This window comes from Bradyrhizobium sp. SZCCT0148 (genome assembly GCF_018129985.1).
Classification (GTDB): domain Bacteria; phylum Pseudomonadota; class Alphaproteobacteria; order Rhizobiales; family Xanthobacteraceae; genus Bradyrhizobium; species Bradyrhizobium japonicum_H.
In genome coordinates, this window is sequence record NZ_JAFCKT010000012.1 from 168,324 (window position 1) to 178,297 (window position 9,974).

A 9,974-nucleotide genomic window follows, 5' to 3' on the forward strand; every position below is an offset into this window, starting at 1 on the left:
CGGCCCTGGCGAGGGCTCCTTGCTCAGAACCTGAAGCTGCTCTGGATGAAGGTGCCGTAGCGGTCGACCTGATAGGTCTCCGCCTGCCCGGCCTGGGCAGCCGGCTCGGTAAAGTTGTTGAGTCCGGCGTGCCAGTAGCGAGCGCCGATCCCCACATTTGCGTTGGGCGTCACGGCGTAGGACATCACCGTCTCGAGCTGAAAGCCGTGGCCGTACCCGCGAGAGGGCTCGGTGCCGAAGGTGAAGTAGTGCGTGTCGAAAGCTCTCACGTCGGAATAGGTGTAGGCGGCATCGACGGTCAGCTTGAGCGCCGGCGTAAACCAGAGATCGGCCACGGCGCCCGCGCGGACCGTGTGCAGGATGTCGCGCTCGGTGATGACCTTGACGTTGCCGGCGAGGACGCCGGCAGCTTCGCAGATCTGACCGCCGGGCACGGTCTGCCGACAGCCCCATGCGTCGGCCAGTTCGCCGCGGTAATGATAGCCGACGAAGCCACCCAGGCGAAGGCGCGGCTCCGCATTGACGGGACGGGATTCGTAGAATGAATAGCCGACATCGAGATTGGCGTAACCCAGAAAGCCGCGCGTCTGGCTCTCCGTCTTCGTGTACGGCCCGTTGAAGAACGGCGGGAAATCCTCGTCGTTCATGGTGCCGCCGCTGATGCCGCCAAAGCCTCCATAGCCCTTCACGAAGAACTTCGCGGGGCTGTCGATCCGGAAGAAGATCTCTCCCGAATGCGTGCTCATGTTGTGATAGTCGAGCCGCGAAATGACCGGGGAAGATCGTGCGCCGCTGGTGTGCAAGTCGTAAGCCGTGCGGCCGATGCTGTACCAGTACCGTGCGCCGACCTCGATCTGCCAGGGATTGAACGGCTCGGCAGGCCTGATGGCCTTGATCGGCAGATCGGCGGCGAATGCCGGAGCGGTGAGGATGAAGAGGCCGGATGCGATGAATGCTGCCTTGTGCACGACGTCCCCGGACTGCCTGTCACGATGCCATGCGAATCGGAATAGGCATCCTGACGCCAATTGTCATGACTTGCCGAAACCGGGCAATCGGCAGCCTCGAACATGCAGTCTGTTCGCGAGGCGTTGTGGCAAGTGAGCACCACACGCGACGGCCAGGACGGCCCAAGCCATAGGCTTGGTCCCCCCGGCGCGCGGCGTGCGTCCCAACGCACGCCGCATGTCTTCAGCCGTCGTCTCGTCAGTAGGCGCGCTGCTGCGAATAGGCGTAGCGCGGGTTGATGCCGCAATAGGCCGACGTGCCGGAGGCGGAGGCCTGGCACTGCTGATAGCTCGCGAACTGGCAGTTGCCGGGATAGCCCCACATGCGGCCCTGCAGGCAATATCTGTCGTTTGCGGCGTGAGCCTGAGCCATCGGAGCCATCGCGGCCATCAGGGCCGCGAACGAGGCAAGGGTGAGGATGGTGCGGCGCATTTCGGTCTCCTTGAAGGATGGTTGGAAGAACAGTTGACGAGAGAACACGCAGCGCGATGCGCGGGTTCCGGGATGGGCCCGACACTTTGTCGTATATGTCTTGGTGTCCGGAGTGGGCATTGCGTTCGACATGCGTCTATGATGCGCCAAGCAGCGGCGAGCAATGTGATCTCGGCCACAGTTCGCGGACGGCCGTTTGGCCTAACGTGATCGAACCCGCTCGCGTTGCTTTCCCTGAGGCTCATGCTGTCTCGTTCGGGTCAGGTCATTTTTGGAGGTTCTCATGCAAAGATCATATTTGCTGGCCGCGACAGCGGCGCTGGCGCTCATCATGCAAACATCGCTCGCTCCGGCCCAGACCACGCCGGCTGCCGGCGGAACCGCCGCGCCCGCGGCAACGACCGTTGCGCCGGCCGCGACGACGGCGCCGGCTGCGGCCACCGACACGTCCAGCCAGCCGACCGACGCCAAGAAGAGCGCGTCGAAGAAGCCGGCGAAGAAGATGACGCGGCAGCAGGAGATCGACCACTCGGTCGACAGCGGCACCGTGCCCGCGCGCTATCGCAGCTCGGTGCCCAAGCAGTACCAGCAATATATCCCGTTCGATAAGCAATAGCCGATCGCACGGCGGCGCGACGCGATCAGCCGTTGCGCCGCCGGTGCCTGCCGAAGTAGGCCCTCGCCGATCGGCTGCCGATGTCACATCCCCGGTGGCGGTCCGCGGGCGCAATGCTAGAGTAGGCCGAATCCCGGGGGGAATGATGAGTGACGACGTGAAGGATGCTGGCCTCGTGGCCATGATCAGCAGCATCCTTGGAGGCAACAAGCGCGCAGACAGTGTTGCTCCACCGCCGCTCACCGAGGGGCCGCCGACAGTGCCCTCGAACGGAGCGGAAGCGGAGGCGGCGCCTGCCGCCCAGCCGAAATCGATCAAGCTGGAGGAAACTCCCGACCCTGCGCCGGCCGCCGTGGAGCCGGTCGGGCAGCCTGCGAAAATCGTCACGACGCGGGATGGCAAACAGTTGCTGCCGGCCGAAGCGATCGCCGATCTCGTGCTGGGCGAACTGCGCAAGCTGGAGGACTTTCCGGCGACCGGCGTCTCGGTCACGGTCTATGGCTACCGGCATTGGAACGCCATGATCACCTTCGCGCCGTTCTCGACCAGCTTCCAGAACGCAACGCGTTTCCGCCAGGCCATGCCGGATCTCGTCTTCAAGCTCCGTCGTTTCGTCGAACTTGAGATATAGTCCGGAGCAATCGGCAGCGTGCGGCGTTGCCTTCAGGACAGTTCGACAGGATATTTGACGTGAGCGTCGCCTTTACCAAGGAAGAAAGCGCCGAAACCGCGTCCGAGACGCTGTTGCCGGATCGCCCGATCTCGCCGCATCCGAACCTCGTGACGGAGGCCGGCCTGCAGGCCTTGCAGGCGCAGCTTCAGCAGGCCCGCGAGGCCTATGAGGCCGCGCAGACAATTGAGGACGCCAACGAGAAGCGCCGGCAATCGGCGGTGCCGTTGCGCGACGCCCGCTATCTCGCGGAGCGCCTGCGCACCGCGCAGCTCGTTCCCAACCCGGCGTCGAACGACATCGTCGCCTTCGGCAGCACCGTGACCTTCAGCCGCGCCGACGGCCGGGTGCAGACCTATCGCATCGTCGGCGAGGACGAAGCCGACCCCAAGGCCGGGACGATCTCGTTCGTCGCGCCGGTGGCGCGGTCGTTGATGGGGAAGGCGGTGGGTGACGTGGTCGGCGCAGGCGCGCAGGAGATCGAGATCCTGTCCATCGCCTAGCAGCACCCGCCAATATCGCGGCAAACCGCGCTCTCGACAGCAGCAGTGTCATTCGCCTAATGCATGATCCGGACAAGCGCGAGGCCGTCGTCTCCGCCAAACAAAGCCTGATGGTTGGATGAGACGGTTTCTCACGGGAGCGTTGCCGTTCTACGCGCTGGCTGGACTGGCCGTGGGCATGTATCTCGTCCTTTATAAAACGAGCCTTTTCGACCTGAACGCCATCGTCCATGGCGCGACCGGGTCGGCATGGTTTCCGGCCTTCATGTTCGTCTGCGTGCTGCTGGAAGCGGTATTCCCATATTTCGGCTATTTCCCCGGCACGGCCCTGATCCTGATGTCCGTGGCGCTCAGTCCGAAGGCCGTGGATGGCTCCGTCTTTGTCGCGGCGTGGCTCGCCATCATCGTGGGCGCCGTCCTCAGCTACGGACAGGCTCGTTTCTTCCGGCCGTTCCTGCAGCGGGTCGCCTCGAAAGCGGCACTGCATCGGTGCGAATCCCTGTTCGATGCCTATGGCGCCTACGCGCGCATCGCGCTGTTCGTTCATCCCAACGCCAGCGCGATGTATTTCACCGCGCTCGGACTGCTCGGCCGCAATTTGACGCGAGAGCTCGCTTATCTCTGCGTGGGCGCTGCGGCCGCCGTCGGCATATTGTTCGTCATCGTGACCAGGCTGGTGTCGTCCGTCGGCCCCACCGACGATGGGGAATTGCAGCTGTTGCTCGCGGCAGCGCTGACGGCGATCGGCACGCTCGCTGGTCTCTACACGGTGTGGAGGACGAGGCGGACGGCGTGACGCGGCGCCCTCTTCATCGTCACTACGAAGAGCTCCAGCGACAAAGCAATCCAGGCTGCCACCGTGGAAGGATTTAGGATTGCTTCGCTGCGCTCGCAATGACGAATGATCGTTGCCTACGCCTCCGGCAGCTCGACGCCCGTCAGCTTGTTCAATCTGTCGATAAGCTCGTCCTGAAATTTCGGATCGGTCGCCTCACTCGCCGGCTGCTGCTGCGCGAGATGATGCCAATAGCGCCCGCTGACCAAGGCCGCAGGATCTTCGCTCGCCGCGAGCCAGCTCTGTGTCCGTGCTCCCGTCGCGATATCGACCGGCGCACCCGCGCCGCCCATCTTCGTGCGCACCCAGCCGGGATCGACCGCATTGCAGAGAACATCGGGCCAGCGCCGCGCCAACGCGAAGGCCAGCGCGACCACGTGCAGCTTGCTCTCGGCATAGGCCTTAGCTGAATCCCAGGAGCGCCTGGTCCAGTCGAGGTCGTCGAGCGAGCCTTCTCCGCCTCGGTGCAATCCGCTGCTGAGATAGACCAGGCGGCCGGGCTGCTCGATCAGCGCCGTGAGCATGTAGGGCGCAAGCGTGTTGATGGCGAGCGTCTCGGCGTGGCCCTCCGGCGTCGCGCCGCGGCCGGGCCGGGTGTAGACGCCGGCGTTGTGGATGATCGCATCCATGCGCCCGATCGCGTTGACCTGAGCGGCGATCGACTTGGTCTCGGCCGCACTGCCGAGATCGCCCAATACGATCCCGTGGGCTCTTGATCGCAGCACGCCGAGCGCGTCGGCGCGATCTTGCGATCGCGCATGCAGCACGACGCTGTGTCCCTGCTCGATCAGCGATTGCGCCGCCGCCCGGCCGAGGCCGTCAGTGCTGCCGGTGATGAAGACCATTGCCATGCGTCGCTCTCCGCGAAGTTTTCAGGCCGTGCCAATCCATCCGTTGCCGTTAGAACCTATCGCACAACGACGAAGGTCATTGCTCGATCCTCGGCCTGAGACGCCGGACCAAAGAATGTGACGCGAGCGGAGGAATTGAGGTTGATAACCCATTGATCCGACTGGCGTCGGCTACTGTGCATGGGGTTGTTTTCGCGATTTTGACTTGGCTGCGCCACGCGAAGCCTTTTGGCGAAGCGTGGTGGGCGCACAAGGGATCGAACCTTGGACCTCTCCCGTGTGAAGGGAACGCTCTCCCGCTGAGCTATGCGCCCGGGACCATCATGCCAACGGCCGGACTTTCCAGGCCGGCCGGCGCAGTGGAGCCCGCGATTTAGAAGTGCGGGCTTGAGGTGTCAAGTTTCCAGGCGCTGCGGGGCTGGAAAACCTCGGCCCGGTCGCGCCTTTCCGCTGGCCCGGCCGGATTTCGAACCGCTTACGCGCCCTGCTGGCGGGCGCGGGAGGCGTGGGCCTGCAGCGCCCGGATCCGCTCGGCCAGCGTTCCGCCGCCCTCGGGCAGGCTCGGGGTGCCATTGCTCGCGGCGTCGTTGGCCGGACGCGGCGCCGGCTTCGGCGGCTGGCCGGCCTCGGCCGCCAGCAGCGCCTCGATCGGCGAGTTCGGACCTTCGAGCTGCATCGCGAGCTTTGCGACTTCGGCGGCGATGTCGTTGATGCGCTCGCGGAGCAGCGCGTTCTCCATGCGCTCCGTCGCCCAGGAGCTTTCCGCCTGCTGCTGGATCGCGTTGATGTCGCGCTGCAGCTTGGCGCGTTCGTCGCGGGTGGTGCGCAGCTGCTCCTCCAGCGCGGTCTTTTCCGCGCGCAGCGCCTCCGCGGCGGCCGACGATTTGCCGCCGCTCAAGGCCGCGATCTCGACGCGCAGCTCCTTGATGGTGCGCTCGTCGCCCTCGTGGAGCTGGCGGAGCTGGTTGTTCTCGTACTCGCGCTCGGCCAGCAGCTTGCCCTGCGTGGCGAGGCGGCCTTCGAGATCGGCGACGCGGCCGGACAGCATCTCGGCTTCCTTCACCTGTCCGATCAGCTGGCGATCGAGCTCGGTGACGCGCTGGCTCAGATTCTCGACCCGGCCGCGGGCATCGCCGAGCTCGCGCGTGGCGGTCTCGGATTCGGTCCGCTCCTGCGCCAGCCGCGCTTGCGTCGCGGCAAATTCCTTCTCGGCATCGCCGACGCGGTTCTTCAATTCCTCGATCTGGGCGCGCACGGCGACCAGCTCGACCTGGCGGCTCTCCGCCATCATCGAGCGGTCGGACAGCTCGGTGTTGATCTTGGCGAGTTCGTTCTGCTTGTCGGTCAGCGCGTTCTCGGCGGCGCGCAAGGCTTCCGTCTTGGCGTTGAATTCCTCCTCGGTGGCGCGGAGCTGCTCCTTCACCGCCTTCTCGCGCGCCTCCAGCGCGAAGATCGTGGCGTTCTTCTCGCCGAGTTCGATCTTCATGCGGTTGATGGCGTCGCTTTTCTTGCCGAGTTCGGCGAGCTGGCTCGTGGTCTTGTTCTTGAGCTGGTCGACGCTCATCTCGAGCCGCCGCGCCGACATGGCGAACTCGGCGCGAAGCTGGTCCTTGTCGGCCTGGATCTCCGCCATCGACAGCGGCGTCGCGGCCTCGAGCCGGCGCGTGGTCAGGCGCACGGCGCGGTTATGCACCAGCGGCACGATCGCGAGCCCGCACAGCATCGAGAGCAGGAAACCGATCGCCAGGTACATGATCGGTTCGACCATGGGCCAGAACTCCCAAGCTTAAGGAAAAATTCACCAACGACCATGCCATGGCGGGCCGGCAAAAAGCCAGCCCCGCTCTGTCGTTAACCTTGATCGTCCCCGGGTGGGAGGAGGGCAGCCTAGAATGGGTTCCAGGTCGCTCGCGGCGTGAATTTGAGATAGCCGATATTGGCACCCAGCCGCAGGCCGAGGCCGGAGCGGATCGGCACCAGCACGATGTTGTTGGCGGTGAGCGCCGTCATGCCGAAGCCGCCGATGATGTAGGCCGAGCCGTCGAGGCCGGCGAAGCGCTGGTAGATCGCGTTGGTGGCGGGCAGGTTGTAGACGAGTGTCATGGTGCGCGCGCCGTCGCCGCCCCAGTCGAAACCGAGCGAGGGACCCTGCCAGTAGACGCGCAGATCGCCGGCGTTCTTGGTGTAGAGCGTGCCCTCGCCATAGCGCAGGCCGGCGACGAACGCGCCGGAGCCTTCCTCACCCAGGATGTAGCCGTTCGGCAGGCCCCATTGGCTGACCGCCTTCTCGATGATCGAGGCAAGGCCGCGCGAGACGTTGCCGAAGAAGCGGTGCCCGGCGCCGACCAACTCGTCCGGCCCGTAGGTGCTGGGCGTCGGGGTTCGCTGCGGCGGCGGCAGATCGGGCGGCGGCGCCGTCTGGGCCGAGGCCGGCACGATCCAGCCGACCATCGCGGCAAGCGCGAGCGCAGCAAGGCGTGATGCGAAAGTCATAAAAGAACCCCTGGTATCGAAACCGGTCGCTTCCTTAACCTGACGCCAACAGGCGAGGCTCTAGCTTGCGCCGGTGTCCCCTCGACTCGGATGTTATCCGCAGCAACTATGACGGCACAACGGCAGGAAGATAGCCCTTTGCGCCCCGGAATCGCCTTGATCGGCCTCTTCGTCTGCCTGCTGTCGGGCATAGTGATCGTCGGCCCGGTGCGGCCGGCCGAGGCCGCCACCACCGAGCGTGTCGTCGTCAACCGCTTCACCGGCGTTGCCATCGAGGGTTTCGACCCCGTCGCCTATTTCGTCGAGGGCACCGCCATGCAAGGCACGGCGGAGTTCGAGGCGAATCTCTGGGGCGCGGTCTGGCGCTTCCGCAACGAGGGCAACCGCGCCTCCTTCCTGGCCCATCCGGAAATCTACGGGCCGCAATTCGGCGGCTACGATCCCGCCGATATCGCCCGCGGGGTGACCATCGCCGGCAATCCCCGCTTCTTCGCCATCGTGGCGCAGCGGCTTTATTTGTTCAGCCGGGAAGCCAATCGCGACGCCTTCGCCAGCGACCCCGAGCGGTTCCTCTATGAGGTCGGCAAGCGCTGGCCGGCGCTCTACGACGAGCTGGGTCGGTAGCGGCTCTTCAGAATCTCGCGGCCTCCGGGTCGCCCCAGGCGATGAACTCCGGGATGATGAAGCCGCTCGCCTGCCGCTCACCGAAGCGCAACTCGCCGCCCTGGCCGTCGGTCACCCGGCCGCCGGCCGCGGTCACGACCGCGGCGCCCGCCCCGACGTCCCATTCACACGTGGGCCCGAAGCGGGGGTAGATGTCGGCGCTGCCTTCCGCGATCCGGCCGAATTTCACGGCGGAGCCGACGGTCCGTCTGACGGCGTTGGGCCTGTTGTCGATGAATGCTTCGCTCCTGGGATCGCCGTGCGAGCGGCTGACCGCCGCGATCCAGGGCTCGCCCGGCGCCGGCAGCTTGCGGGTGTGGATCGGCTCGGCCGCGCCGATGGTAGCGCCGTCAAACCTCACCCGCTCGGCGCCACGGCCGACGATGCCGCGCCAGAGCAGGCCGAGCGCAGGCGCGGCGACGATGCCCAGCAGCGGCACGCCTGACGTCACCAAAGCGAGGTTGACGGTGAATTCGTCACGACCAGCGACGAATTCCTTGGTGCCGTCGAGCGGGTCGATCAGGAAGAAGCTGCCTTCGAACGGCGGGGCGGCGAGCTCGGTTCGCTCCTCCGACAGCGTCGGAACGTCGCCCGCAAGCTGGGCGAGGCCGTCCGCGATGATGCGGTCGGCGGCGAGGTCGGCCTCGGTTACCGGCGAGCCGTCCTGCTTGCCGTCGATCCGCATCGCCGCGCGGTTGACGCCGAGGATCGCCTCGCCGGCCTTCACCACCAGCGCGGCGAGCGGCTCCATCAATCGGGATGCGGCCTCGGCATCGATGATCCTCACCTGTGTGCCTCATTCGTCAGCAACAGTCGTCTCCCAGTTGATTCGTCCGCAGCCCTTTATGGCCGCTTCGAACCTATCGCAAGCTAGCTGCCACGGGCTGGCGAATGTTAGAACCCGCAGCATCCGTCAAGCATGCGTGATTCGCGGCGTCCAGCGCCGTGCAATTTCAGGAACCCTCCAGGACCCCTTTATATGTCTGACGCCTCGTCGCCCGCGACCGCCACTGCTCCCGATATGCTCGAACTCGCAGCGCTGCTGTGCTCGCGGGTCTGTCACGATCTCATCAGCCCCGTCGGCGCCATCGTCAACGGGCTCGAAGTGCTCGACGACGATCCCAAGCCGGAAGATCGCGAATTCGCGCTCGACCTGATTCGCAAGAGCGCCAAGACCGCCTCCGCCCGGCTCCAGTTCTGCCGTCTCGCCTTCGGCGCCGCCGGCTCCTCGGGTGCGCAAATCGATCTCGGCGATGCCCAGACCATGGCGCGCGGCCACATCGAGGACGGCAAGTGCTCGATCACCTGGAATCTGCCGCGGCTCCTGCTGCCGAAGAACCGCGTCAAGCTGCTGCTCAACATGCTGGTCGTGTCCCAGCACACCATCCCACGCGGCGGCACGCTGACGATCGACCCGATCGGCGAGGGCGAGACGATGAGCTTTCGCATCACCGCGACCGGACATAATGCGCGCCTGCCGCAGAACATCTCCGAGCTCTTGAGCGGCGAGCGCGGCCCAGCCGCGGACGCGCATGCGATCCAGCCTTATTATACGCGGCTGCTGGCACAGGCCTGCGGGCTCACGGTGACGCTCAAGCCGGAAGGCGAAGCCATCATCATTAGCGCTTCGTAAACGCGCGCAGCGCCCGGCGTCTTAATCAAATCTTTACGAGGCGCTTCGGCTTGTCCGGAGCGCCTTGTCTTTTTGTTGGTTCCGTTCTTTTGCACATACTCAACCAATATTAAACGCTTTGCGGTGAAGCTGGCCCCATTCTGAATAGGCGCATCACGAGTCGTGCGTGCCCTCCCTGTATGAAGGCCTGTTTTCATGGATGATCTGTTGCGGGAGTTTTTGACGGAGACCAGCGAGAGCCTGGACACCGTGGACAATCAGCTGGTGAAG

The 9,974-nt window shown here is 65.3% G+C and carries 12 protein-coding genes and 1 tRNA gene; 6 read left to right on the plus strand and 7 right to left on the minus strand.

The genetic code is table 11. The annotated features are described in order from the left end of the window. Positions 1–23 precede the first annotated feature (23 nt). Both JQ580_RS27490 and JQ580_RS27495 read right to left on the minus strand, forming a co-directional pair. Complete coding sequence (locus tag JQ580_RS27490) at positions 24–968, minus strand: hypothetical protein (RefSeq protein WP_212283498.1); 945 nt, start codon at positions 966–968, stop codon at positions 24–26. A gap of 238 nt (positions 969–1,206) precedes the next feature. Then, positions 1,207–1,440: a DUF3551 domain-containing protein gene (locus JQ580_RS27495; RefSeq protein ID WP_212283500.1), complete on the minus strand. Its 234-nt coding sequence runs from the start codon at positions 1,438–1,440 to the stop codon at positions 1,207–1,209. Between the two features lie 283 nt (positions 1,441–1,723). Between JQ580_RS27495 and JQ580_RS27500 the strand changes: the two genes are divergently transcribed. The 4 genes from JQ580_RS27500 to JQ580_RS27515 all read left to right on the plus strand — a co-directional run bounded on the left by JQ580_RS27500 (position 1,724) and on the right by JQ580_RS27515 (position 4,025). Further along, entirely contained in the window at positions 1,724–2,056 is a 333-nt protein-coding gene (locus tag JQ580_RS27500; RefSeq protein WP_212283502.1) for a hypothetical protein, read from the plus strand. Between the two features lie 145 nt (positions 2,057–2,201). Then, positions 2,202–2,687, plus strand: coding sequence for a hypothetical protein (locus JQ580_RS27505; protein WP_212283531.1), 486 nt, complete (start codon positions 2,202–2,204; stop codon positions 2,685–2,687). Between the two features lie 59 nt (positions 2,688–2,746). Next, complete coding sequence (gene greA, locus JQ580_RS27510; RefSeq protein ID WP_212283504.1) at positions 2,747–3,229, plus strand: transcription elongation factor GreA; 483 nt, start codon at positions 2,747–2,749, stop codon at positions 3,227–3,229. Positions 3,230–3,347: 118 nt separating this feature from the next. After that, positions 3,348–4,025 (plus strand): hypothetical protein, encoded by a 678-nt coding sequence (locus JQ580_RS27515; RefSeq protein ID WP_212283506.1) that lies wholly within the window; start codon positions 3,348–3,350, stop codon positions 4,023–4,025. A 116-nt stretch (positions 4,026–4,141) separates the two neighbouring features. Here JQ580_RS27515 and JQ580_RS27520 read toward each other — a convergent pair whose 3' ends face one another. The 4 genes from JQ580_RS27520 to JQ580_RS27535 form a co-directional block, all read right to left on the minus strand. Beyond that, complete coding sequence (locus tag JQ580_RS27520; protein WP_212283508.1) at positions 4,142–4,915, minus strand: SDR family NAD(P)-dependent oxidoreductase; 774 nt, start codon at positions 4,913–4,915, stop codon at positions 4,142–4,144. 239 nt (positions 4,916–5,154) lie between these two features. Next, positions 5,155–5,229, minus strand: a tRNA-Val gene (locus JQ580_RS27525). A 161-nt stretch (positions 5,230–5,390) separates the two neighbouring features. Then, a complete protein-coding gene (locus JQ580_RS27530; RefSeq protein ID WP_212283510.1) occupies positions 5,391–6,683 on the minus strand; it encodes a coiled-coil domain-containing protein in 1,293 nt (430 codons plus the stop codon). A gap of 119 nt (positions 6,684–6,802) precedes the next feature. Continuing rightward, positions 6,803–7,408 (minus strand): DUF1134 domain-containing protein, encoded by a 606-nt coding sequence (locus JQ580_RS27535; RefSeq protein WP_106948931.1) that lies wholly within the window; start codon positions 7,406–7,408, stop codon positions 6,803–6,805. A 138-nt stretch (positions 7,409–7,546) separates the two neighbouring features. Here JQ580_RS27535 and JQ580_RS27540 point away from each other — a divergent pair, with 138 nt between their 5' ends. Then, on the plus strand, positions 7,547–8,032 hold the full coding sequence (locus JQ580_RS27540; protein WP_212283512.1) for a YHS domain-containing (seleno)protein: 486 nt from the start codon (positions 7,547–7,549) through the stop codon (positions 8,030–8,032). A 7-nt stretch (positions 8,033–8,039) separates the two neighbouring features. Here the strand turns inward: JQ580_RS27540 and JQ580_RS27545 are convergent, their stop codons facing one another. Continuing rightward, positions 8,040–8,822: a 3'(2'),5'-bisphosphate nucleotidase CysQ family protein gene (locus JQ580_RS27545; RefSeq protein ID WP_212283533.1), complete on the minus strand. Its 783-nt coding sequence runs from the start codon at positions 8,820–8,822 to the stop codon at positions 8,040–8,042. 228 nt (positions 8,823–9,050) lie between these two features. On the opposite strand from JQ580_RS27545, the gene chpT reads away from it, so the two are divergent. Continuing rightward, complete coding sequence (chpT, locus tag JQ580_RS27550) at positions 9,051–9,704, plus strand: histidine phosphotransferase ChpT (RefSeq protein WP_212283514.1); 654 nt, start codon at positions 9,051–9,053, stop codon at positions 9,702–9,704. Positions 9,705–9,974 lie beyond the last annotated feature (270 nt).